Here is a 23,570-nt window from a genome sequence, read left to right as displayed (position 1 = left end):
TAATCGTAACAAAAAGACGTTGCGCCCGTCTTTGTGGTGTTGGATGAGGGGGGGGTGAGTTGTGCCACCACTACAGTTGTGGCACGACTTTTTTTAATCTGAGTAAATGGGCAAGGGATAGAAGCGGAAAGCCCGAAGCGCGTGAGAATGTGGGTGAACGGACTTGTAGCGAATAGCCTGACCCGCTTGCCAACGCAGAGGCGTGTGTGTGGGCTGGCAAAGGGATGCCCCCATCTTCGCTGGTGCTTCCACCACTACTTTGGTACGGTGGACATGTCGATGTGCAATTCTCATCTTCCTAGAAACCAAAATTTTTTGGTCTATTTTGCGTTGTTTTGTAACCAAATCGTATTCTTTCAGTTGAAACAGTAATTATACCACACACATGAGTAAAATCATTGAAACACACAAAATTTCTAGGATGTATAAAATGGGCGACAATATTGTCAACGCCCTGCAATCCATCAGCATCAGCATTGATAGAGGCGAATACGTAGCGTTTATGGGGCCATCGGGCTCGGGCAAATCTACGCTGATGAACATTGTAGGCTGCTTGGACTCGCCTAGTGGAGGTACTTACATGCTCAATGGTCAAGAGGTGAGCGAGATGACGGAGAATGAACTGGCGATGATTCGCAACAAAGAAATAGGTTTTGTATTTCAAACCTTCAATCTGTTGCCCCGTGCATCTGCTTTGGAGAACGTGGCCTTGCCCTTGATTTATGCTGGCTACAGCAAAGATGAACGAGAAGAAAAGGCAATGGAGGCACTTGAAAGCGTAAACTTGGGCGACCGCTACCACCACAAGCCCAACGAACTTTCGGGCGGGCAGCGCCAGCGTGTGGCCATTGCGCGTGCGTTGGTCAACAACCCTTCTATTATTTTGGCCGATGAGCCTACCGGTAATTTGGATACCAAAACCAGTTATGATATCATGAACTTGTTTCAAAACCTGCACGACAAAGGCAATACAATTATTTTGGTAACCCACGAAGACGACATTGCCCACTATGCACACCGCATCATCCGCTTGCGCGATGGGTTGATTGAGTGGGATCGCAAAAATGAAAACGTGACGAGGAACCCTGCAATGGAGGAAGTGGCGCATTGACGATTTTACATTTCAGATTCAAGATTTCAGATTCAAGATGGGCGACCTGCTCGAACCAGCGCTATTCGCTCTACGTCCGTCCCGAGAGACGCTTTCCGTTGATATAGCTGGTCGATGCTTGCATGAAATTCTGTGCTATTCATTGATGTTTTCTGTAAATTTGAGTTCTACCAGAAAGAATTGAAATGATACTGACAGTCATAATTGCGATTTCAATTTTTCAAATTGGTATCTATTTCCTTTTGGATTTAAGGCTTAAAAGGAATCTAAAAATTTTTGTTTTGCTATTAATCTTGCTTTCGTATTTCTTTTTTCTGCCTCAACTATTTTATCCAAAAATGAATTCAAATGGGTTGAATTGCGGAATGCCGATCCTTGGGATAACTTTGGCGTTTTGGATTTTTGGTTCTTTGATTTCCACAGTTACCCATTTAGCTTATATTTTTTTTTCAAACAGGTCTGGAAAGACTTCGTAATCAAAAAAACATGAAAATATACACCAAAACCGGAGACCAAGGCACAACATCATTGTTTGGGGGCAAGCGTGTTTCTAAATCCGATCTACGCATTGATAGCTACGGCACAGTAGATGAATTGAACTCGTACATCGGCTTGTTGCGCGACCAAGAGGTGAATCATTCCAGAAAAGAAATTTTAGTGGAGATACAAGACAGGCTTTTTACGATCGGTTCAATATTGGCCACCGAACCCGGAAATACAAAAGTGAAAATCCCTTCTTTACAAGAAAGTGATATTACGCTTTTGGAAAATGAAATGGACAAGATGGATGCAGTGCTTCCACCCATGCGTTTTTTTGTGTTGCCCGGTGGTCATCCTTCTGTTTCCTTTGGGCATGTGGCGCGCACGGTTTGCCGCAGGGCCGAGCGGTTGGTGATTGCACTTCACCACATCGAAATCATAGACCCGTTGGTCATAAAATACCTCAATCGCTTGTCAGACTATTTGTTTGTGCTCTGCCGCATGATGGCACACGAACTGAAGATTGACGAAACTCCCTGGAGGGCGAGGATGTAAAATGGATGTGCTTTTAGACAGATTTTCTTACTTTTAAGTATGCGCTTTCTTTTCGTAATACTCTTTCTTTCATTCGCTCATCTTTTATCTGCGCAGAAGCACCTTATTTTTCTAAAGCACGAAACGGTGATTGCTCGTTTTGTAGAAGGTGAGTATTTCAAGTGTGTTTTAAAGAATAAGAAGAAAAAGCAAGGTTACATTTTAGAACTCACCGAGTTTTCGATGATTACCAACTCTTATGATACCATTCCTTTTCTAGCGATCGCTAAAGTAGAAACCAAGAAAATTCGTTCGCACCGGGTGGGCGGGGTAGGAGGTTTTATGTTGATTGGTGGATTGGGCTACATCGCGCTTGATCAATTGAATTCACTCATTGGCTCCACCAAAGGAGAGTTTAACAGCAGTTACATTACCGCCTTGTCCGTTTCTGCTGCTGGGGCCGCCTTGCTGTTTATCAAGCCCAAGTACACGAAAGTGAAAAGGGGGGTGGTAATGCGAACGGTTGATTATCGGTCGCTTTATTATCGGTGAGGCAGTACAAAATGTTTCAACCACTTAGTAATTTATCTCCACCACTTTTTTCTTTTGCAATTTTTGCATGGGTTTGGGCACAATAGATAGAATTTCTTCTTTTAGAAGTTTAATAAGTTTTGTTTTGATGTGGTCACGGTGAGTTACCAGGCTTACTTCGCGTGCAGGGCTAGGCTCTTTCAACTGTTTCACTAGTTTCATTTCCTGTTTGGTAAATTCCATTACGGCCAACTCTGGCAAAATGGTGATGCCATCGCTTTTATCCACCATTCTTTTAAGAGTTTCGATGTTGCCGGTTTCGTATTTGAAATGTAGCTCTGAATATTTGCGCAATTCACACAAGTTTAAGATCTGTGATCGGAAACAATGTCCTTCTTCCAGCAGCCAAAGTTGATGGGGGTCTATTTCTGTTGGCAGAACATATTTTTTTGTATGTAGCGCATTTTTCTTGGACACGTACACGAATAATTCTTCATAAAACAGTACATCCTCCTTTATGGAAGAATCATTTAAAGGTGTCACCACCAATCCACAATCAAGCCGGTTGCTTTTTAGCTCTACGATCACTTCTTCGGTAATGGTTTCTTTAACAACCAAGCTTACTTGAGGGTACTTTTCCCGAATGTTTTTAAATAGCTGAGGCAATAGATAGGGGGCAAGCGTTGGAATAATGCCAATGCGGATTTCCCCCGTCATGGTATCCTTCTGTTCAGCAATCAGTTGGCGGATTATCCCGGCCTCCCGCACGGCAATGCGGGCTTGTGCAATGATGTGCGCACCAATTTCAGTAGGGATAACGGGTTGCTTGGTGCGGTCAAAAATTTTTACCCCCAGTTCTTCTTCCAATTTTTGTATTTGCATGCTTAACGTAGGCTGGGTTACGAAGCACTTTTCGGAGGCCAGGACAAAATGGCGGTGGGTGTCCAGTGCAATAAGGTATTCAAGTTGTGTTAAAGTCATAGTTAATAACTATATCTTTATAAATATAATCAATTTGATTTATTAGCAAACCCATGCTATCATTGTGGCAATTCAATAAACTGGTAGTAACAATTTATTAATCTATAAAAATGGAAACACAAACCTCTTCAAACAAATCTCACCATGCCATGAACGGTGAAGGGAAATGCCCCTTTCATGGTGGTGCCCTCAAACAAAGTGCAGGTGGTGGCACCAGCAACCGCGATTGGTGGCCTAATCAATTGAAATTGAACATCCTCCGCCAACACTCTTCGATGTCTAATCCAATGGACAAGAAGTTCAACTATGCAAAAGAGTTTAAGTCTCTTGATTTGAAAAAAGTGAAGAAAGAGATTTTTAGTTTAATGACTACTTCTCAGGCGTGGTGGCCAGCGGACTATGGACACTACGGACCGTTTTTCATTCGCATGGCATGGCATTCGGCCGGCACGTACCGCATCGCTGATGGGCGCGGAGGTGCCGGAGCGGGTCAGCAACGCTTTGCTCCGCTTAATAGTTGGCCTGATAACGCCAACCTTGACAAAGCTCGTTTGCTACTTTGGCCAATCAAAAAGAAATATGGAAATAAAATCTCTTGGGCGGATTTAATGATCCTTGCAGGTAACTGCGCACTTGAATCAATGGGCTTCAAAACATTTGGTTTTGCTGGCGGACGTGAGGACGTGTGGGAACCACAAGAAGATGTGTACTGGGGTGCTGAAACAGAATGGTTGGGCGACAAACGTTACACGGGCGATCGCGAATTGGAGAATCCACTTGGTGCAGTGCAAATGGGTTTGATTTACGTAAACCCGCAAGGCCCTAATGGAAACCCAGATCCAATAGCAGCTGCACGAGACATTCGCGAAACGTTTGGCCGCATGGCCATGAATGACGAAGAAACAGTTGCCTTGATTGCCGGTGGTCATACCTTTGGCAAAACCCATGGTGCAGCTGATGCAGACAAGCACGTAGGTCGCGAACCAGCTGCAGCCAGCATTGAAGAGCAAAGCCTTGGCTGGAAAAATTCATTTGGCAGCGGCAAGGGTGTTGATACGATTACCAGTGGGTTGGAAGGTGCATGGACCACTACGCCAACAAAGTGGAGCAACAACTTCTTCGAGAACTTGTTTGGCTTTGATTGGGAATTGACCAAAAGCCCTGCGGGTGCACACCAGTGGAAGCCAAAAGGAGATGCAGGTGCAGGTACTGTGCCCGATGCGCATGACAAATCAAAACGCCATGCTCCAACCATGCTGACGACCGATCTTTCTTTAAGATTCGATCCAATCTACGAGAAAATATCAAGACGCTTCTTTGAGAATCCAAATGAATTTGCAGATGCCTTTGCGCGTGCGTGGTTTAAATTAACGCATCGTGATATGGGGCCAATCGCTCGTTACCTTGGCCCGGAAGTGCCGAAGGAACAATTAATCTGGCAAGACCCAATCCCAAGTGCGAAGTATAAAATCAGTCCAAGAGAAATTGCGGCATTGAAGACTCAGATCCTTGCTTCTCGATTGACGGTGTCAGAATTGGTATCGACTGCGTGGGCTTCTGCTTCTACATTCCGTGGGTCGGATAAGCGCGGTGGTGCCAACGGTGCGCGTATTCGCTTAGCTCCGCAAAAAAATTGGGAAGTCAATAACCCTGTTCAGTTGGCTAAAGTTTTAAAGACGTTAGAAGGAATCCAAAAGAAATTCAATACAGGCAAGAAGTTTGTTTCGCTTGCAGATTTGATTGTGCTGGGCGGATGCGCGGGTATTGAGAAGGCTGCAAAAAAGACAAAGCTGGATGTGAAAGTTCCGTTTACTCCCGGTCGTGCCGATGCCACGCAAGAGCAGACCGATGTAGAGTCATTCGCTGTGCTAGAGCCAGCTGCCGATGGCTTCCGCAACTACATCAAGAAAAAACACACTGCTACTGCTGAAGAATTATTGGTTGACAAGGCACAATTGCTTACCCTTACTGCACCGGAGATGACCGTGTTGGTGGGAGGCATGCGTGTGCTCAACACAAACTTCGATCAATCAAAGCATGGTGTATTTACCAAACGCTCAGAGACACTCACCAACGATTTCTTTGTGAACTTGCTAGATTTAGACACTACATGGAAGGCAACTACAGATGCACAAGACGTGTTTGAAGGTCGTGACCGCGCAACGGGTGCAGTGAAATGGACAGGCAGGCGTGTTGATCTAATTTTCGGTTCGAACTCCGAGTTACGCGCGCTTGCTGAAGTGTACGGAAGTGCAGACTCGCAAAAGAAGTTTGTTACCGATTTTGTGGCTGCGTGGACGAAGGTGATGAATTTGGATCGGTTTGATTTCGCGTGATTTCCATTAGGCGTCAGACACCTTTGAGGTTTCAAGACGCCTTGTATATCTAAGGAAGGTGGCTTGCAATGAGCCACCTTTTTTTATTCTCTGATTTGATAAACTCCTAATATTTTGAAGGGTTCATTTTTGTATGCCTTATTCGTATGATTCTAATCTCAGTCGTCTTGTAACGATAGGCAATTCTGTATTGATGAATTTCAAACGCCCGATAAGTCGCGTCATTTTGTGTCTTGTATTTATCGGTATTATATTTTTCAGGGTGCTTCGTAAGTGCATCTATATTTAATAGAATATCTTTTTTTACCTTTTCAGCACTAATAATTGAATCGTTTTCAATGAACTGAATCCCTGCATCCAGCTGTGCAATAGCTTTTTTATTCCATTTAATCTTCAATGCCACTATTGAGCCTTAAAATACCGTTTCATCACCTCTTCATGTGAAACATAGTCCCCAGCTTCGATTTCAGCATCTGCTTGTTCCAGTTCTTTGTTGTATTCTTCAAGGGTTGGCGGATGGTCATTCTTACGCCCCCCAAGAAAAGTCTTTATCATTTCTAACACACTTTTTTGTTCTGCGTCATTCAATTGCAAAAAATAACGCATCATTTCTTGCGATATAGGTTGTGTGGCCATATTGATTATTTTATTTCAAATTTAATTTCTTTTTACCCAGCAATCAAATTACCTAAGACCAGTTTACGTACCGTGATGCGTTATTTTATACAAAAAGCAAAATCACCGTAAGCACCAAACCTGCTAAAGTAAAGTAAAGTCCTTTCTTAAAAGTACTGGTGCCGGGCAAAAACATGTAAAAGGCAGACACCACAAAAAAGAACAACGACAATCCAAAAAATATGTTGAGGAAGAACAATGGACTCTTCGTATCAGCTTTGTGGAGGTTTTGTAATTTATCGATGAAGGGATTCATTTGCTTGGCTGTGTAGTTGGCAGCACCTGTTGCTTTGTTGTATGTGCCTTGCTTAAAAGCTAGGATATCGCCTTCTTCTTTTTCAACTTTAAGGCCCCGGATTCGGATTTCCCTGCCAAGCTCCTCTGCACTCAGGTTTGGCTTCAATTGTTTTTCAAATTGTTTTTCACTTTTCAGGAAATCGGTATCGCGAAAAATCAACGTAATACCGCTAATGGAATAAACGGCCATGATGCCCGCCAAAAAATAGCCGAGGTAGCGGTGGTAGATTCGCATGTTGTTTTGGGTAGAAGTGTTTGTCATTTTGTTGTTAATTTCTAATTAGACAATCTATATAGTTAAATTATTCCGGAAAATTAAGCAATATCTAAACCCTATAAAACGTGCAAGCTTTTTAAAACCTCTTCAGTTTCTTACTTTTGCCCCATAATTTTTTTAACTCCATGACCACCGAACAATTAAAGGACTTGAAAGCCCGTGTTGCCGCCCTCAGGCGGTATCTTTGACTACGACCGTAAAATTGTAGAAATCCAGGACGAAGAACGCATTACCCACCAAGCAGATTTTTGGAACAAGCCCAAAGAGGCCGAAGTGATTTTGAAAAACATTCGCGCCAAAAAAGTGTGGACGGATGCCTACACGCACGTATCGAAGCTAGTGGATGACCTAGACGTGCTGAACGAATTTCACGAAGCTGGAGATGTAACGGAAGAGGAGCTCGACAAAGAGTACCCCAAAGTGGCAAAGGCTGTGGAGGACTTGGAGTTTAAAAAAATGTTGAGCCACGAGGAAGATCAACTCAGCGCGGTGTTGGAGATCAACCCTGGTGCGGGTGGCACCGAAAGCAACGACTGGGCAGACATGATCAACCGCATGTACATTATGTGGGGTGAGAAAAGCGGCTACAAAGTTTCACAGATCGATTACCAATCGGGCGAAGTGGCGGGAATTAAATCGGCTACATTGGAAATTGAAGGACCCTTTGCCTATGGAAAGTTAAAATCTGAAATAGGTGTGCACCGCTTGGTGCGCATTTCTCCGTTTGATAGCAATCAGCGCAGGCATACTTCGTTTGCTTCAGTATTTGTTTATCCAAAGGTAGACAATACGATTGAGATAGAAGTGAATCCTGCCGATGTGGAGATTCAAACTTCCCGCTCGGGTGGTGCCGGTGGACAGAACGTGAACAAAGTGGAAACAAAAGTACAGCTCACTCACAAACCCACGGGCATTGTGATTGTGTGTCAAGTAGAGCGCAGTCAGCATGCCAACCGCGAGCGCGCCATGCAGATGCTGAAATCAAAACTGTATCAGCGAGAAATGGAGAAACGCAATGCCGCACGCGATAAAGTGGAGGCAGGAAAAATGAAAATTGATTTTGGCTCGCAGATACGCAACTATGTGTTGCACCCCTATAAATTGGTAAAGGATGCACGCACAGGGGTAGAGAGCCATGATGCACAAGGGGTGTTGGATGGCGACTTGGATGATTTCATCAAAGCATATCTTTTAGAAGACCAAGAGGCATCCACGAAAAATGAGTAAGACTTCTTCGGCTCAAATCCAAACCTCAACGTACACGTCTCAATTTTGGCTTTTGTGCGTGAGCACCATTTTATTTTTCGCCAGCTTCAATATGATTGTGCCCGAGTTGCCCGAGTACTTGACCAGCTTGGGTGGAAAAGATTTTAAAGGGCTTATCATTTCGTTGTTTACGCTCACGGCCATGATCTCTCGCCCCTTCAGCGGAAAGCTTACAGATATGCTGGGGCGAAAGCCTGTTATGATGATCGGTGGAATTGTGTGTTTTGTCTGCAGCTTGTTTTATCCGATTCTTTCTACCGTTGCCGGATTTTTGTTGTTACGGTTGTTACATGGTTTCTCTACAGGCTTTTCGCCTACGGGGGTTGCAGCTTACATCACCGATACGATTCCCAGTAACAAACGTGGTGAGGCGATGGGTTGGATTGGCACATCAGGAGCGTTGGGCATGGCAGGTGGCCCGGCCGTGGGTGGGGCAGTGGCAAACAATTTTGGATTGGATGTAATGTTTTATCTCTCTTCTTTTTTTGCACTCGTTTCGGTGTGCATCTTGTTCGGTATGAGCGAAACCCTCAAAGAAAAGAAAGAAGTAACGTGGCGTTTTTTGAAGATTGCCAAAAAAGATTTGATTGAGCCATTGGTCATTGCACCGGCATTGGTAATGCTGCTTACAGCCTATTCGTATGGCACAGCGTTTACATTGCTTCCCGATTTTGGTTCTTTTGTTGGGATAAAAAACAAAGGGCTGCTATTTACTTTTCTTACGGTATCCTCATTGCTCATTCGGTTGTTGGCTGGCAGGGCATCCGATCGATACGGGCGGGTGGCCGTTTTAAAATTATCGGTGCCGTTAATGTTGCTGGCCATGCTTACGTTTGGATTTGCAATAAATTCATTCATGCTGATTGTTGGTTCGGTATTGTATGGCTTGGCGCAAGGCTCTACCTCGCCTACGCTACTCGCTTGGGCAACGGATTTGTGTGATGAGCAGCATCGCGGAAGGGGCATCGCATTCTTTTATATTTTTATGGAGTTGGGCATCGGATTGGGTGCACTTGTTTCTTCTTTTATTTATGGCAATGACCCCAGTCGGTTTTTGTGGGCATTTACGGTATGTGCGAGTTTGTGCGGGGCGGCTTTTTTATATTTGATGCTGAGGGTTCGAAATTGATTTGCAACTTGTTTCAACTCACCCTAGTTCGCTATCGCGAACTTTCCCCTCTCTTCGTTGAAGAGAGGGGTGAGGCAACGAAGTTGACGCGGGGTGAGTTAGATTAATAAGTCTATTAACTATACAGTTAATGATGAATATGAAACGATTACCACTTTTTGTTTTTCTACTTTCGTCAGTAGTGGAAGTTGCCTCCCAAATTTTTGGGTTGACTGAAAGCCATTTCATCGCTAAGCCATTGATCATGCTGGGGCTGATGGGGCATTATTATTTTCAGTCACCCAACCGGTCGTTTCTCTTTGTTATGGCCCTAGTGTTTTGTTGGCTGGGCGATGTGCTGCTCTTGTTTCAGGGTGAGCTTTACTTTATGTTGGGATTAGCCGCTTTTTTGATTGGTCACTTGCTATACATTCTGTGCTACCGACATTTTCGGTGGGCAGAGAAAGCAAATGAGTTATTGGGACCGCAAAAAGTTCGTTTCTCGTTTCCAATCGTACTGGCGGGCACGGGGTTGGTGGTGATTCTTTATCCTTCCTTGGGTGATTTGAAAATTCCAGTATTGATTTACGCGCTGGTGCTAACGCTGATGGCGTTGAATGCCCTTTTTCGTTATGGTCGTACGACTACAAAAAGTTTTCTCTTTGTTTTTATGGGGGCAGTTTTGTTCATGCTTTCCGACTCACTGTTGGCTATCAATAAATTTTACGCATCATTTTCGTCAGCAGGAGCGATGATTATGATGACGTATTGTACCGCACAGTTTTTGATTGTGGAGGGGATATCGTTACACGAGAAGAATGTAAGTAGGCAATGACCCGGTAAGACATTAGTATTCAAATGAAGCTACCTTCTCATTCTTCTTTAAAAACAGATTAAACTCTTCTAGTTTTTTCTCGGATCCTGTAACCTCATACACCATGGTAAATTTTCCGTTTTCTTTCAAGCTCCGCTTTCGATATATACTTAGAGAGAAATTTTTGAATTCTTTTTCTGTTTCTTCATCCTGAATACTGGCCAAACAAATTTTGTAGGTGCGTACTTGATGCCATCGTTCTACTACATGTTGCACTTTGTTAAACAAGCTCAGCACAATAATAATAACACCCGTGCTGACAACGGCAATAAAATATTCACCCGAACCAACAGCCATACCGAGTGCAGCAGCTATCCAAATGGTGGTAGCAGTAGTAATGCCGCTTATACTTAAGCCATCTTTGAAGATAACACCTGCCCCCAAAAAGCCTACACCTGTTACAATATTCGATGCGATCCGATCGGGTGTGCTGCCTCCCATGAACATAGAGATTTCCGTAAAAATGGTGGAACCCAAGCAAATCATGATCATGGTGCGCAGACCGGCTGCTTTGCTGTTGTATTCACGTTCCAATCCGATAGCAGCCCCCAATATAAATGAGATGAGCAGCCGCAGCCCAATTTCATAATCGACATTGAAATTCATATGCATGTCCATAGAACAAAGATTTTCTTATTCAAGGATACAAAAAAAAGCGGATGCTTTCGCAACCGCTCATCCTGAATTCTAAACTCGCATTTCTAAATCCTAACTTCGAGCCCTAACTTCGAACTTCGAACCTCTAACTTCGGATTACATCTTCCTCACTTTCCCGCTTCCTGAAGAATGACCGTTCACATGGTTCGGGTTTCCTTTATAACTCACCGTTCCGTTTCCAGAAATATTGGCATCCAGTTCACTCTTCACATTTATTTCCACATCGCCCGAACCTGAAATGCGCACATCACACTTGTCAACTTCCAAGTTAGCTGCGTACACTTTTCCCGAACCGCTAATGTTTGCTTTGATGGATTGGGCCGTGCCGCTTGCTTCAATTTTTCCGGAACCTGAAATACCAACATCCGCACTACCTGAAATGGTGGCGGCCACTACCACACGGCCCGAACCGCTCACATCGCTTTCCAAACTTCTGCAACTTCCTTTCAATTCCAATCTTCCTGAACCAGAAACATTGGCTTCTACTTCGCCATTGGCATTTGCTTCTATTTGCAAACTGCCCGAGCCACTCACCGATAGTTTTAAATCTTCGGTTTTAAATTTTCCTTCTCCCACTAAATCGCCTGACCCTGACACGCTCAGACCTTCAATAGTAGCCACCGTAATGTAAACCGTTACTTTTTCATCGCGCGACCAATTCCAATCCCGCCAACGATTTTCGCGGCCAATGCTCAATCGGTCGCCATCTACATCGGTATCAATTTTTGAAAGGATTTCTCGATCACCCTCCAGCTCAACTTTCTGTGGCGACCCTTGTTTCAAAATCAATTTGCCGGGCACTCGAAAAGCAATTCTGGTAAAATTGCCTACATTTCTCGTTTCACGGTTTTGGCCGATGCTATAACTGGTTACAAACAGCATCGCTATTAAAATCTTGTTCATGGTATTTGTTGGTTTTGGTGGATAGACATTCGGTGTTTAGAAAGGTTGCATCCCTTAGACGTTTATTTTTAGCTTACCGTTGCAAATCACTGGTGTTTTTTTGCAGGCGGTTTCGGCAAAAACCGAATCTTCCTTACTTTTAATTGTTTAAACCAGTTTAAGATGTCTAAAAAGCCTGCCATTGGATTTATTTTCCTTACGCTTTTAATTGATACGATCGGGTTTGGGGTCATCATACCCGTGATGCCCGGCCTTATTTCTGAATTAGCGCATGTAAAGGTAAGCGAGGCCTCTCCGTTATCAGGATATTTATTGTTTGCCTTTGCAGTCATGCAGTTTTTGTGTGCGCCCATTATGGGTGGGCTCAGCGACCAATTTGGTAGACGTCCTATTCTATTGGCGTCACTGCTTGGTTTTGGTCTTGACTATGTTTTATTAGCATTCGCACCCAGCTATTCTTGGCTTTTCATTGGGCGGATTATTGCCGGTGCCATGGGCGCAAGTTTCACTACTGCTTCGGCTTACATTGCAGACATTAGCACTGCGGAGAATCGCGCACAAAATTTTGGAATGGTGGGTGCCGCCTTTGGGCTCGGATTTATCATTGGCCCAGCCATTGGTGGCTTGCTGGGAGAGTACGGTGCTCGTGTTCCTTTTTTAGTGGCAGCAGGTTTGAGTTTGATGAATTGCCTTTATGGATTTTTTATTTTACCAGAATCACTTCAGCCAGAGAACAGAAGAAAATTTGATTGGAGCCGAGCCAACCCGGTAGGCTCGCTGTTGAACTTAAAAAGATACCCTGTTATCATCGGATTGGTGGCTTCGTTGATTTTGATTTACATCTCTGCCCACGCTGTGCAAAGCAATTGGTCGTTTTACACGATTGAAAAATTCGATTGGTCGAAGAAGACCATCGGCCTCTCGCTCGCAACAGTAGGGATTTTAATTGCGGCTGTGCAAGGTGGATTGATTCGGGTAGTTCTGCCAAAGTGGGGTCAAAAAAAATCATTGTACGTTGGTCTGGCACTTTACACGTTGGGCTACTTTCTGTTTGCTTTTGCCACTACCGATTGGATGATGTTTGTGTTTTTAATTCCCTATTGCATGGGTGGGTTAGCCGGGCCAGCACTGCAAGGAATTATTTCATCTCAAGTGCCGGCCAACGAACAAGGTGAATTGCAAGGTGCGCTCACAAGTTTGATGAGTGTAACCTCCATTGTTGGGCCTATATTGATGACGCAATTGTTCGGATACTTTACGGGATCGAGTGCCCCCATTTATTTGCCAGGTGCCCCTATGCTGATGGGAGGGATGTTAACCCTTTTTAGCCTCTTATTAGCATGGAAGTCGTTAAGTAATTTTGATACCACCAAAACGGTGCTGGGTAAGTAACTAATTTAGTTTCCCACTTAGTAACAGAAATTGCTAACTTAGCGGACGGTTGTTTTGATAAACCAAATCCAGCATGGCAAAAATTGAATTTTCTGTAGCTTGCTTGTTGTGCGATCACTTAAAGGATTCGCTCTTCAATGGACTTCAGCCAGAAGACCTTAACAGGGTCAATAATCATAAAACCTGCGTACTTTATAAGAAGGGACAAAACATATTTTACGAAGGAACGCGCCCCACGGGCCTGTTTTGCATGAATGGTGGAAAAGTGAAGGTGGTAAAAAACGATGTGCAAGGCAAAGAGTTCATTTTGTACCTCGCCAAGCCAGGCGATTTTTTAGGTTACCGAGCATTATTGAGTGAGGAATTTTATGGCGCTACGGCCACCGTGCTAGAGGACGCAAAAATCTGTTTCATTCCGCGCGAAGATTTTTTTGAAGTACTTCAAAAAAACCCGGTGTTCATGCGCAAGGTGGTGAAAGAGGTTTGCAAAGAGATGGGCATCATGGAAGAGCGAATGGCTGAAATTGCCCATAAATCGGTGCGTGAGCGGTTAGCGGGTAGCTTGCTGATGTTGAAAGAAACCTATGGGATGGAGGGTGAGAAAAGTGAATTGATTGATATCGCCCTTTCGCGCGAAGACTTGGCCAGTATTGTTGGCACTGCCAGCGAAACCATCATCCGGCTTTTGTCGGAGATGAAATCTGAAAACATCATTGCCTTTGAGGGCAAAAAAATAAGAGTGCTCGATGCTAAAAAATTAGCCCGTCAAGCCGATTTGATTCTGGCATAATTGAGCAAAAACGCTTTTGGTTGTTGACGGCAGGCTTTCTGAACGCTTTATTTGAACCACCTACCCTCCCCAAATAACTGACAAAAGTCATCTTTTTCGTTGATTGCAGTCATTCAATCACGCGCGGGTGCGGCCTACTTTTACTTAATAAAAAAAACGCCCGCGTATGAAACGAATATTGGTTCCTTGCGATTTTTCTGACCCTGCTGTGCAAGCTTTTAAGTTTGCCATAGAAATAGCACTCAAAAGCAGAGGTGAAATTTTCTTGCTCAATGTTGTGGAAGTGCCTGTGATGCACGAGACAGTACTCATGCCCACTCTTTATTTCGAACAGTCGCTGATGAATGAAATGAAAGCAACAGCGGACAAAAAATTTCAAAAGATGAAAGACAAGTGGGGGAGCGAAGGCATTACCGTTTCTACCCATGTAGAGTTTGGGGTTACCATTACGAGTATCCGTCAGTTTATTGAAGAAAAGAAAATTGATTTAGTGGTAATGGGCACGCACGGGGCTTCGGGTGCTCGCGAGTTTTTGATTGGCTCCAATACCGAAAAAATAGTGCGTACTTCTTTGGTTCCTGTAATGGCGATCAAAAAGTCCACTAAATTATCAAACGTAAAAAACATCGTATTTCCCAACGACCTCGATTTGGAAAACGAGCACCTCACCTTAAAGGTAAAGGAACTGCAAAATTTCTTCAAAGCTACGCTACACATTTTGTACATCAACTCTCCAGCCTTTTTTCAACGCGATGTAGATACCAAAATGAGGCTGAAGGATTTTGCGAAGCGGTTTATGCTAAAAGACTACACCTTGAATGTGTACAATGATGTTGACCAAGAGAATGGTATTAACAATTTTACGCGTGATGTAAAAGGTGACTTGATTGCCTTGGCCACCCATGGCCGCAGAGGAATCAGCCACTTGGTCAGTGGAAGCATTGCCGAAGACATTGTCAACCATGTGGATTGCCCCATTTGGACATTTAAAAATGAAGAGTAAAAATAGTAACCTAAATACGTTGACAAAACACATCTTTTTTCCGGCTGATTTCAACCTGCCAAGCCCCGAATTGAGAGGCTATCAACGCTTGTTCTCACACTTAGATCAAAAGTCCTTCTGCGCCTTTTTTTTAAATGATTTTATGGGGACAGAGGCTTCGCGCAGTTTGTGGCAAGGAGATAAATACACCTTACAAGAAGCCATTCAAGCAAGTGCCAAATCGCTTACGATTGATATTTCTTTTTTTAACCCTGATACCAGAATCCCCAAAGCATTGGTGCACCAGAGCAGGTTTTCCGATTTGCTGGTGATCTCTCCACTCGATGCCGAAGCAATGCAGAAGTTGCCGGGTGCATTTCCTGATAAATTTTTCGAGCAAAGTGGCTGTTCTGTTTTATTGTGCCCTGAGTTAGAGATGGATTTTGAAGAAGTGCTGGTGTTATTCGACTACGACCTCTCGTGTGTGAATGCACTTAAGTCCTTTTTAAATGTTTTCGGACGCATGGCATCCCATAAGCGAATTACACTGCTAACGGTAACTCCGGGCGAAGGCACGGAGATTGCACTGGAAAAATATTTTGTGAATTTTTTGCAGCGTACCTTCTCCAATGTAGGCATTACGCCCATTCGCAGAGCAGGGTTGATGGATTTAGTTTTTGCTCAGGTTAAACAAGCAAAAAGGCCACCCGTGCTCATCACCGGCAGGCACGGCCTTAACATTCTTTACAATCAATCATTCAAAGAACAAATGTTAGCGTTAGATATGTCACTTTTCTTTTCAAACTGAGTCATGCAAGTTGCCGAAGAAGTTATTTGTTACCATTGCGGGCAACCATGCGAGGAGGCTCCGATTCTACAACATCAAAAGGAATTTTGTTGTCAAGGTTGTTTGCTGGTATATGAAATACTAGACCAAAATAATCTGTGTGAGTATTATTCACTCGATAAAAATCCAGGCATTTCACTACGCCATGTGCAAGAAGAATCGTACGCTTATTTGGATGAACCCTCCATTCAAAAGCAATTGCTCGATTTTCAAATAGACAACTTGGCACGGGTTACTTTTTTTGCTCCCTCCATTCATTGTATTTCGTGCATTTGGTTGTTGGAAAATCTACAAAAATTATCAAATGGTGTTCTACGTTCAGAAGTAAATTTTTCGCGCAAACAAGTAACGATCGATTTTAAGCCAAGCCAGATTTCACTGGCCGCCTTGGCGCGATTGATGGCCGCCTTGGGGTATGCACCGCAGATTAACCTAAAGAATGGATCAACCGAACAAAATATCAACGCCCATCGGCTGATTGCTAAATTGGCTGTGGCGGGGTTTTGCTTTGGCAATATCATGTTGCTGAGTTTTCCCGAGTATTTGGGTTTGAAAGATTCAGACGGTGCGTTGAAGCAACTGTTTTCATTTCTAAATCTGGCCTTGACGATACCCGTAGTAATTTTTAGTGGACAAGATTTTTTTATCAACGCGTGGAAAAGTTTTAAGCAGAAGCAAATCAACATTGATGTGCCAATCGCGGTTGGGCTGGCTGCTTTGTTTTTGCGGAGTTCGTTCGATATCCTTACTACGACTGGCCCTGGATATTTAGATTCGCTCACCGGCCTTGTTTTCTTTTTGTTGATTGGCCGATGGTTTCAAAGCAAGACCTACGATTCACTGGCGTTTGACCGTGATTACAAATCATATTTTCCATTGGCAACCTTAAAATGGGTAGATGAAGATTGGAAGCCGGTAGTCGTGTACGACCTGCAGCGAGGCGATACCATCAAAATCCGCCATCGCGAAATTGTGCCAGCCGATTGCATTTTATTGAACCTAAGTGCATTTATTGATTATAGTTTTGTGACGGGAGAATCCAAACCTGTGCGCATCACCAAGGGGGAATTGATTTATGCAGGTGGCCGATTAGTGGGCGAGCCGATGGAAGTGCTGGTTGAAAAGAAAATCAACCAAAGTCATTTGACTCGTTTGTGGAACAATGCTGCATTTCAAAAACCGGAGGAAAGCACCTACCAAAAAATAATCGATCGGGCGGCTCGAAGATTTACATGGGCAGTATTGGCGTTGGCGTTGGTCACGGCAGGGTATTGGTACTGGGTAGATGCATCACAATTATGGTTAATCATCACGTCTGTTTTAATGGTGGCGTGCCCGTGCGCCCTTGCACTGGCGGCACCCTTTACCTTTGGCAGTATGATGCGTGCTATGGGGCGACATGGTTTTTACCTGAAGAACGCAGAAGTGGTAGAGCGTATGGCCTTCATCGATACTATTGTATTTGATAAAACGGGCACGGTTACCAATGGGGCGGAGCAGGTTGCGTTTATTGGAGTGCTGGATGATGAAGAATTGGGATGGGTAAAAAAAATCACTTCTTCATCGGCACATCCATTGAGTAATTTGATTACCAAAAGTATTTCTGTCAATTCATCGCATTCCGTTAGTTATTTCAGAGAATACACCGGGAAGGGCGTAGAAGGAACAGTGGCAGGAAGGTACATCAAAATTGGCTCTGTTGCGTTTGTGGATTTCACAGGTAAGTTATCCGACATGCATGCCAAAGTATTTGTGTCAGTCGATGGTTTGGTAAGGGGTTATTTTCAAATCAATACTTCTATTCGTCAACCTATGCGGTCGTTGTTATCTCGCTTGTCCAATCAATCGGTTGCCTTATTGTCGGGTGATAATGATTCGGATCAAACGCGCATGCGGGAGTTGTTTCCTACCAAGGCAACGTTGCTTTTTAATCAAGATCCTCATCAGAAATTGGATTTTATTTCAGCCATGCAAGACCAAGGAAAGAAAGTGATGATGCTAGGCGATGGCTTAAATGACTCGGGTGCGCTCAAACAAAGTGATGTAGGCGTTGCCATTACGGATGACACCGGAATTTTTACACCTGCTTGCGATGCTATTTTGAAAGGTGATCAACTTGGCAAGCTCGATCGGTTTATCCAACTCGCAAAGTCGGCAACGGTTATTGTGAAATGGGCATTCGGCATTTCTTTCTTTTACAACATCATCGCGCTTTCTTTTGCAGTAACTGGTCATCTCACACCACTGGTTGCTGCCATACTCATGCCCATCTCAAGCATCAGTGTGGTTGGTTTTGCTACGTTGGCTGTCAATAAGGCTTCCTATAAAATTTTACGCGCATGACCATCATCATTGTTTTGATTGGCATTAGTTTAACCGTAGCCATTATTTTTCTGTTAGCTTTTTTGTGGAGCTTGAAAAGTGGCCAATACGATGACACCTATGGTCCATCGGTAAGAATGTTGTTTGACGATAAGAAGAAAAAGTAATTACGAATTAGTAACATTCGCGTAAGCGATTTGTGAAGAATAATTTTTCCTTTTCCGTTTTACTTAATCCAACAGCTTTTTCAAAATGACCTTTGGCACTTTCCTTTTCGCCAATCGATAATCTCCATTCACCTAGTGCGGCATGGAGAAGGGCGTTGTTCGGTAGTTGTTCCATTAATTGGAGGTCGTTTAACTTGGCTAGTGCTACGTGAGCACCTTTCCATTCGGCCAAAGCAATCAGTTGATTTAGCTGAATCAATGGCATCGGCTTCAGTTGGTAGAGCCAATCATATAATTCTACAATGCGTTGCCAATTGGTTTCGGCAAACGTGGCTGCTTGGCAATGTTCGTAGGCAATAGCTGCTTCAATGTGATAAGGGGTTGGTGGTTCAATAGACGCAGCACGGTTCAAGTAGTGATTTCCCTGAACAATCAATTGTTTATTCCACTTGGATCGGTTTTGATTTTTAAGTTGAAGCAGATTTCCATTTTCGTCCAGTCGGCCATACACACGTGAAGTGTTGAAACAAAGCAATGCCATCAACGAGTTGGTAATAGGTAAATTGGTAATTTCATTATCCACCAACATTTTGCCAAGCCGTAGAGATTCTTCAATTAACTCTTCCCGAATGATCGAAGCATGATGGGCAGTGTGGTAGCCTTCGTTGAAGATGAGGTAAATAGCGGTGAGCACATTTTCCAACCGTGTTTGTAATTCTGAAGGCGATGGTAGTGCAAAGGCGATGGCCTCGTTCCTGAATTGTTCTTTCGCCCGGTACAACCTTTTGGTAATGGTTTCTTCGTTGGTTAAAAAAGCGTGGGCGATTTCTGCCGTGCTAAAGCCGCAAAGTGTTTTCAAAATCAAGGCCACTTGCCCTTCCTCGGGCAACGAGGGGTGGCAACAGACAAACATCATTCGCAATTGCTCGTCTTCAATTTGATGAGGCGTCAATAATTGCTGCAGGGTGGCATCAGCCGTATATTCTGAAGTGAGAAGAGGAAAGACTTCAGGAGCGAATTTTTTTCGGTGCCGTTCTTGACGAATGACATCCAATGCTTTGTTCCGTGCTACGGTAAACAACCATGCAGAAGGATTTTCGGGTACACCATGAAATTTCCAATGATCGAGTGCTTTGAGCAGCGAGTCTTGCACAACATCTTCGGCCAGTTGTAAATTGTGTGGTCCGAATAGTTTGGTGAGTACCGAAATCAGTTTTCCTGACTCATGGCGAAATAGATTTTCTATGGAGTTAGAAGATTTCAGAGGCTATGTAAAATGAAGTTTAGGTTTGTGGTAACGGTTGTTCAGTTTATTGCATTTCAGAAAACTACCTGCTTTGCAGGTCGTAATGTTCTGCAGGCTTTGCCGTAAAGTTACGGAATGGTGAGCAAGTGTAAGTAGCTATCGCACGTTGTCTATCGGTGTCTATAAATGTGACTACATTTCTTCTACTTCCACCAAAATGGTTGACCCAGAAATTGGAGTCTGGCCAAAACGGACTTTCAATAACTACCTTCAAAATAATCGGAAGAACATCAGTTTAAAATTGTATTGAAATTGAGAAGAGGTGAAGTCTTTGAACAGAGTGGGGCAAAGGTTAGGTTAATCTTGTAACTGCCGACTTGCTTTGGAGAGCTTACCCTACTTCTTCTTCGGCACAGGGTCATATCCGCTGGTGCCCCCCCAGGGGTGGCATCGCCCAATTCGCTTGGCCCCCAGCCAAATCCCTTTTAGCACGCCCCATTCTTGGATGGCTTCGATGGTGTATTGCGAGCAAGATGGGGTGTGACGGCAATGTGCTCCCAAATAGGGAGATAAAGCGCATTGGTAAAAGTGGATTGGTAAAATAAAGAGTTTTCGCAGCATGAGTAAAGGATTGCAAATGTACTTTTTGTCTTAAAATTGACAGCTTTTTTTTATGCGCGATATGATTATTTTTGTACAAACCTAAAACCAATGATGAACAACGCTATTTTTAACGTGGGCGTACGGTCAGATAAGTCTAACTATGTAAACGAGAAAATAAAAGCCACTAATTTTCTTTGCGTCTTTTTTGCACTGTTGATCGTACCATTTTTTATCATCACCTATCGGTTGATTCCATCGCTAGTGTATCTGACGGTCTTATTTTTTGTTTTGGGATTAGTAGGGGTGCTCTTCAATTACTTGGATCTTCATAATATATCTCGGTTCATTGCATGTTTTGGTTTTGAGGCCATTTATGTGGTGTATGCAGGCTCCATCAATCCAGACGATCAACCACTGATCGGTAGCCTGTTGGCGATGCAAGTTTTGTTTTTAATGCCTCCGTGGATTTTGTTTGATTTAGAAGAGAAGTTCTTGTTGATTTTCTATACTTTATTGGCCATTAGTTTGATAGCGTTCATGCCGTATTTCAACCGACTCTTTAGTCATGCGGTTGAATCTGAAACAGTCGCTTTGTTTACCGCTGGATGGATGTTTTATGCATGTTTGATTACGGGTGTGTTGGGCATGTCGGGGTGTATGTTGTACTTAGAAGTATCAGCCTTTCAAAAAGGAAAGAAAAACACCCAGCTCATACAAGAGATGAGTAAAAAAGCCAACGAAATAGCGGACAATGAAAAGAAACTAAACGATTACATTGCCGAGATTGAAGCAGCTAAGAAAGAAGATGAAAAAAGGCAGTGGGCTTCCAATGGCATCGCGAAGTTTTCGGATATTTTGCGCACACAGTATACCAATAGTCAGTTAATGTTTGATTCGATTATCTCCAATCTTGTAAAATATGTGGGGGCCAATCAAGGCGGTTTATTTCTAATGGAAGGAGAAGAAGGGGAGGAGCAATTAAGGTCAGTGGCGGTGTATGCGTATGAACGAAAGAAGTATTTGACCAAAACAGTAGCCCTTGGGGAAGGTGTTTTAGGACAATCAGTACTGGAGAAATCGTTGGTGTATTTGAAAGAGATACCTATTAATTATGTGACCATTACTTCTGGGTTGGGCGGTGCTGTGCCACGTTCGTTGGTGGTGGTTCCGTTACTATTGAATGATGAGGTGTACGGGGTAATTGAGCTGGCATCTTTTAAAGAGTTTGAAGCATTTGAGCGTGAGTTCATTCAGCGGATAGGGGAGAGCATTGCATCCACTGTTTCAACGGTGCGTATAAACGACCGCACGAAAACGTTGCTGGAAGAACTTCAGCAACAAACTGAAGAAATGAAATCCCAAGAAGAAGAAATGCGGCAGAATATGGAAGAGTTGGTGGCTACTCAGGAAGAAATGCAGCGCAAGGAGAAAGAGTACATTCAGCGAATTGAAGAACTTGAGCAACGAGCTGGTTTTTTTTGAACTAGAAGCGATCTCAAAAAAAGTGAGAAACGTCTTGCGGGGCAGCAGCGTTCGGCTTGAGCAGTTTGGCTGCTGTGCCTGCCTGTCCAGTAGGCAGGGCAATGCCGCTTGCCTTTGCAAGTATCATCGCAGTAAAGTGGTTACCACTTAATCAATCATATAACTAATCTCCCCGTTTTTTCCGTCTTTCAATTGCACGCCAATGGCTTGAAGGTCATCACGTATTTTGTCGGATAAAGCATAGTTGCGGTCGGTGCGCACTTTCTTGCGCAATTCGATCAGTACATTTATGGTGCCTTCCAATAAATCGTTGTTGGTGCTTTTGTCTTCTACCAGACCTAACACATTTTCCATAAAGCTGATATAAGTCGATTTCAACTTACCGAAAGTAGTAGCATCGATTGAACCAATGGTTACATTGCCCGATTTAAAGTCGTTGATACGTGCCGACATTTCAAATAGCACCGCCAAAGTTTTAGCGGTATTGAAATCATCGCTCATGTTTTGATAACACTCGGCTACCATACCACTTATAGCATCGACTAATTCTGGATTTACTTTTTCTTCTTTGGTGTAGTTTAAATTTTTGATGGCCAAAAGAGCAGCGTTCAACTTGCGGTATCCTTTTTCAGCAGCGATCAGTGCCTCATTCGAAAAATCAAGCGTGCTACTATAGTGCGATTGCAGCATAAAGAACCGCACCGACATGGGGCTATATGCTTTATCCAAAAGCGGATGGTCGCCTGCAAATAATTCTCTGGGCAAAAAAGAATTGCCTTTCGATTTGCTCATCTTCTCACCGTTTACCGTCAGCATATTGGCGTGCATCCAGTAGCGTACGGGTGCATTTCCATAGGCACCTACATTTTGCGCAATCTCGCATTCATGATGTGGAAATTTTAAATCCATGCCACCTCCGTGAATGTCAAATTCTTTACCCAAATATTTAGTGCCCATGGCCGAGCATTCCAAATGCCAGCCGGGTATCCCTTCGCCCCAAGGGGAAGGCCACCGCTGAATATGGCTTGGTGTTACGGCTTTCCAAATGGCAAAATCGATGGGGTTTTTCTTTTCTTCTTGTCCATCCAACTCGCGAGTGCCTTCCAGCAGATCGTCAATATTTCTTCCGCTCAGTTCTCCGTATTTGTGTTTCTCCATAAACTTGCGCACATCAAAATAGACAGAGCCATTTTTTTCGTATGCAAATCCGTTGGCTAGAATGCGTTTCACCATTTCTATTTGCTCTACAATATGACCGGTGGCGGTGGGTTCCACACTAGGGGGGAGCACATTAAAAATGCGACATACTTCATGAAACCCATAGGTGTATTTTTGTACCACTTCCATCGGCTCGAGCCTTTCCAACTTGGCTCTTTCTTCAATGCGATCTACTCCTTCGCCTGCATCGTTGGTCAGGTGACCTGCATCGGTAATGTTTCGCACATAGCGAACTTTATAGCCAATGTGAGAGAGGTATCGATAGACTACATCAAAAGCCGTAAAGGTGCGCAGGTTGCCCAAGTGTACTTCATTGTAAACGGTAGGGCCACAAGAATACAGGCCCACAAAAGGCGGTTTAATAGGTACAAAAAGTTCTTTCTTCCCGCTCAGCGAGTTGGTAATGGATACTGGATATTGTTGGTACAGAGTCATAAGTCCACAAAGATAATAGTCTGCCACATTAAATAAGAAAAGCAGTTATTTGTTAA

General features: G+C 43.6%; 23 protein-coding genes. 14 read left to right on the top strand and 9 right to left on the bottom strand.

All coding sequences use genetic code 11. The features are described 5' to 3' along the window. Positions 1-394: 394 nt before the first annotated feature. From KA713_06075 to KA713_06065, 3 genes are all read left to right on the top strand, one after another. Complete coding sequence (locus tag KA713_06075) at positions 395-1,111, top strand: ABC transporter ATP-binding protein (protein UXE69048.1); 717 nt, start codon at positions 395-397, stop codon at positions 1,109-1,111. Between the two features lie 486 nt (positions 1,112-1,597). Continuing rightward, a complete protein-coding gene (locus KA713_06070) occupies positions 1,598-2,146 on the top strand; it encodes a cob(I)yrinic acid a,c-diamide adenosyltransferase (protein ID UXE68150.1) in 549 nt (182 codons plus the stop codon). A gap of 39 nt (positions 2,147-2,185) precedes the next feature. Further along, positions 2,186-2,677: a hypothetical protein gene (locus KA713_06065; GenBank protein ID UXE68149.1), complete on the top strand. Its 492-nt coding sequence runs from the start codon at positions 2,186-2,188 to the stop codon at positions 2,675-2,677. A gap of 24 nt (positions 2,678-2,701) precedes the next feature. Here KA713_06065 and KA713_06060 read toward each other — a convergent pair whose 3' ends face one another. Further along, positions 2,702-3,637, bottom strand: coding sequence for a LysR family transcriptional regulator (locus tag KA713_06060; GenBank protein ID UXE68148.1), 936 nt, complete (start codon positions 3,635-3,637; stop codon positions 2,702-2,704). A gap of 149 nt (positions 3,638-3,786) precedes the next feature. Between KA713_06060 and katG the strand changes: the two genes are divergently transcribed. Continuing rightward, on the top strand, positions 3,787-5,973 hold the full coding sequence (gene katG, locus KA713_06055) for a catalase/peroxidase HPI (GenBank protein UXE69047.1): 2,187 nt from the start codon (positions 3,787-3,789) through the stop codon (positions 5,971-5,973). Between the two features lie 106 nt (positions 5,974-6,079). Here the strand turns inward: katG and KA713_06050 are convergent, their stop codons facing one another. The 3 genes from KA713_06050 to KA713_06040 form a co-directional block, all read right to left on the bottom strand. Beyond that, a complete protein-coding gene (locus KA713_06050; GenBank protein UXE68147.1) occupies positions 6,080-6,376 on the bottom strand; it encodes a type II toxin-antitoxin system RelE/ParE family toxin in 297 nt (98 codons plus the stop codon). Beyond that, positions 6,376-6,609 (bottom strand): hypothetical protein, encoded by a 234-nt coding sequence (locus KA713_06045; GenBank protein UXE68146.1) that lies wholly within the window; start codon positions 6,607-6,609, stop codon positions 6,376-6,378. The genes KA713_06050 and KA713_06045 overlap by 1 nt, the downstream gene beginning before the upstream one ends. 85 nt (positions 6,610-6,694) lie before the next feature. After that, positions 6,695-7,207, bottom strand: coding sequence for a hypothetical protein (locus KA713_06040; protein ID UXE68145.1), 513 nt, complete (start codon positions 7,205-7,207; stop codon positions 6,695-6,697). A gap of 140 nt (positions 7,208-7,347) precedes the next feature. Between KA713_06040 and prfB the strand changes: the two genes are divergently transcribed. The 3 genes from prfB to KA713_06025 all read left to right on the top strand — a co-directional run bounded on the left by prfB (position 7,348) and on the right by KA713_06025 (position 10,431). After that, a protein-coding gene (prfB, locus tag KA713_06035) for a peptide chain release factor 2 (GenBank protein UXE68144.1) occupies positions 7,348-8,449 on the top strand; the annotation gives its coding sequence in 2 pieces (ribosomal slippage) (positions 7,348-7,407 and positions 7,409-8,449; 1,101 coding nt in all). Beyond that, positions 8,442-9,617: an MFS transporter gene (locus KA713_06030; GenBank protein ID UXE68143.1), complete on the top strand. Its 1,176-nt coding sequence runs from the start codon at positions 8,442-8,444 to the stop codon at positions 9,615-9,617. Before prfB ends, KA713_06030 begins: the two co-directional genes overlap by 8 nt. 139 nt (positions 9,618-9,756) lie before the next feature. Further along, positions 9,757-10,431, top strand: coding sequence for a lysoplasmalogenase (locus tag KA713_06025; protein ID UXE68142.1), 675 nt, complete (start codon positions 9,757-9,759; stop codon positions 10,429-10,431). A gap of 12 nt (positions 10,432-10,443) precedes the next feature. On the opposite strand, the gene KA713_06020 is transcribed toward KA713_06025, so the two are convergent. Together KA713_06020 and KA713_06015 are read right to left on the bottom strand one after the other, a co-directional pair. Beyond that, positions 10,444-11,076 carry an MgtC/SapB family protein gene (locus KA713_06020; GenBank protein ID UXE69046.1) on the bottom strand — a complete coding sequence of 211 codons (633 nt, stop codon included), beginning with the start codon at positions 11,074-11,076 and terminating at the stop codon, positions 10,444-10,446. Between the two features lie 147 nt (positions 11,077-11,223). Beyond that, complete coding sequence (locus tag KA713_06015; GenBank protein ID UXE68141.1) at positions 11,224-12,030, bottom strand: DUF2807 domain-containing protein; 807 nt, start codon at positions 12,028-12,030, stop codon at positions 11,224-11,226. Positions 12,031-12,192: 162 nt separating this feature from the next. On the opposite strand from KA713_06015, the gene KA713_06010 reads away from it, so the two are divergent. The 6 genes from KA713_06010 (at position 12,193) to ccoS (ending at position 18,530) form a co-directional block, all read left to right on the top strand. Continuing rightward, positions 12,193-13,422: a TCR/Tet family MFS transporter gene (locus tag KA713_06010; protein ID UXE68140.1), complete on the top strand. Its 1,230-nt coding sequence runs from the start codon at positions 12,193-12,195 to the stop codon at positions 13,420-13,422. Between the two features lie 73 nt (positions 13,423-13,495). Beyond that, the gene (locus KA713_06005; protein ID UXE68139.1) at positions 13,496-14,212 is read left to right on the top strand and encodes a Crp/Fnr family transcriptional regulator; all 717 of its coding nucleotides are present in this window, start codon (positions 13,496-13,498) and stop codon (positions 14,210-14,212) included. 166 nt (positions 14,213-14,378) lie between these two features. Then, the gene (locus KA713_06000; protein UXE68138.1) at positions 14,379-15,215 is read left to right on the top strand and encodes a universal stress protein; all 837 of its coding nucleotides are present in this window, start codon (positions 14,379-14,381) and stop codon (positions 15,213-15,215) included. Next, positions 15,205-16,002 carry a hypothetical protein gene (locus KA713_05995; GenBank protein ID UXE68137.1) on the top strand — a complete coding sequence of 266 codons (798 nt, stop codon included), beginning with the start codon at positions 15,205-15,207 and terminating at the stop codon, positions 16,000-16,002. Before KA713_06000 ends, KA713_05995 begins: the two co-directional genes overlap by 11 nt. Positions 16,003-16,005: 3 nt before the next feature. Then, positions 16,006-18,384 carry a heavy metal translocating P-type ATPase metal-binding domain-containing protein gene (locus tag KA713_05990; protein ID UXE68136.1) on the top strand — a complete coding sequence of 793 codons (2,379 nt, stop codon included), beginning with the start codon at positions 16,006-16,008 and terminating at the stop codon, positions 18,382-18,384. After that, complete coding sequence (ccoS, locus tag KA713_05985; GenBank protein UXE68135.1) at positions 18,381-18,530, top strand: cbb3-type cytochrome oxidase assembly protein CcoS; 150 nt, start codon at positions 18,381-18,383, stop codon at positions 18,528-18,530. Before KA713_05990 ends, ccoS begins: the two co-directional genes overlap by 4 nt. Before the next feature lie 7 nt (positions 18,531-18,537). On the opposite strand, the gene KA713_05980 is transcribed toward ccoS, so the two are convergent. Both KA713_05980 and yidD read right to left on the bottom strand, forming a co-directional pair. Continuing rightward, the gene (locus KA713_05980) at positions 18,538-19,794 is read right to left on the bottom strand and encodes a sigma-70 family RNA polymerase sigma factor (GenBank protein ID UXE69045.1); all 1,257 of its coding nucleotides are present in this window, start codon (positions 19,792-19,794) and stop codon (positions 18,538-18,540) included. Positions 19,795-20,172: 378 nt separating this feature from the next. Next, positions 20,173-20,397: a membrane protein insertion efficiency factor YidD gene (gene yidD / locus KA713_05975; protein ID UXE68134.1), complete on the bottom strand. Its 225-nt coding sequence runs from the start codon at positions 20,395-20,397 to the stop codon at positions 20,173-20,175. A 90-nt stretch (positions 20,398-20,487) separates the two neighbouring features. Between yidD and KA713_05970 the strand changes: the two genes are divergently transcribed. After that, the gene (locus KA713_05970; GenBank protein ID UXE68133.1) at positions 20,488-21,861 is read left to right on the top strand and encodes a GAF domain-containing protein; all 1,374 of its coding nucleotides are present in this window, start codon (positions 20,488-20,490) and stop codon (positions 21,859-21,861) included. Between the two features lie 147 nt (positions 21,862-22,008). Here the strand turns inward: KA713_05970 and cysS are convergent, their stop codons facing one another. Further along, on the bottom strand, positions 22,009-23,514 hold the full coding sequence (gene cysS / locus KA713_05965) for a cysteine--tRNA ligase (protein ID UXE68132.1): 1,506 nt from the start codon (positions 23,512-23,514) through the stop codon (positions 22,009-22,011). Positions 23,515-23,570: the final 56 nt, after the last annotated feature.

The sequence above is a fragment of the Chryseotalea sp. WA131a genome, from assembly GCA_025370075.1.
In the GTDB taxonomy this organism is placed as follows: Bacteria; Bacteroidota; Bacteroidia; order Cytophagales; family Cyclobacteriaceae; genus ELB16-189.
Note: the sequence above shows the minus strand (reverse complement) of the source record. Positions and strands in the feature narration are given on the sequence as shown.

Coding starts and splice junctions, on each gene's coding strand:
- KA713_06040 (UXE68145.1), bottom strand. CDS start 7,207: ATGACAAACACTTCTACCCAAAACAACATGCGAATCTACCACCGCTAC.
- yidD (UXE68134.1), bottom strand. CDS start 20,397: ATGCTGCGAAAACTCTTTATTTTACCAATCCACTTTTACCAATGCGCT.
- KA713_05990 (UXE68136.1), top strand. CDS start 16,006: ATGCAAGTTGCCGAAGAAGTTATTTGTTACCATTGCGGGCAACCATGC.
- katG (UXE69047.1), top strand. CDS start 3,787: ATGAACGGTGAAGGGAAATGCCCCTTTCATGGTGGTGCCCTCAAACAA.
- KA713_06010 (UXE68140.1), top strand. CDS start 12,193: ATGTCTAAAAAGCCTGCCATTGGATTTATTTTCCTTACGCTTTTAATT.
- KA713_06005 (UXE68139.1), top strand. CDS start 13,496: ATGGCAAAAATTGAATTTTCTGTAGCTTGCTTGTTGTGCGATCACTTA.
- KA713_06015 (UXE68141.1), bottom strand. CDS start 12,030: ATGAACAAGATTTTAATAGCGATGCTGTTTGTAACCAGTTATAGCATC.
- KA713_06030 (UXE68143.1), top strand. CDS start 8,442: ATGAGTAAGACTTCTTCGGCTCAAATCCAAACCTCAACGTACACGTCT.
- KA713_05970 (UXE68133.1), top strand. CDS start 20,488: ATGATGAACAACGCTATTTTTAACGTGGGCGTACGGTCAGATAAGTCT.
- KA713_05995 (UXE68137.1), top strand. CDS start 15,205: ATGAAGAGTAAAAATAGTAACCTAAATACGTTGACAAAACACATCTTT.
- KA713_06025 (UXE68142.1), top strand. CDS start 9,757: ATGAAACGATTACCACTTTTTGTTTTTCTACTTTCGTCAGTAGTGGAA.
- KA713_06000 (UXE68138.1), top strand. CDS start 14,379: ATGAAACGAATATTGGTTCCTTGCGATTTTTCTGACCCTGCTGTGCAA.
- ccoS (UXE68135.1), top strand. CDS start 18,381: ATGACCATCATCATTGTTTTGATTGGCATTAGTTTAACCGTAGCCATT.
- KA713_06060 (UXE68148.1), bottom strand. CDS start 3,637: ATGACTTTAACACAACTTGAATACCTTATTGCACTGGACACCCACCGC.
- KA713_06020 (UXE69046.1), bottom strand. CDS start 11,076: ATGAATTTCAATGTCGATTATGAAATTGGGCTGCGGCTGCTCATCTCA.
- cysS (UXE68132.1), bottom strand. CDS start 23,514: ATGACTCTGTACCAACAATATCCAGTATCCATTACCAACTCGCTGAGC.
- KA713_06045 (UXE68146.1), bottom strand. CDS start 6,609: ATGGCCACACAACCTATATCGCAAGAAATGATGCGTTATTTTTTGCAA.
- KA713_06070 (UXE68150.1), top strand. CDS start 1,598: ATGAAAATATACACCAAAACCGGAGACCAAGGCACAACATCATTGTTT.
- KA713_06065 (UXE68149.1), top strand. CDS start 2,186: ATGCGCTTTCTTTTCGTAATACTCTTTCTTTCATTCGCTCATCTTTTA.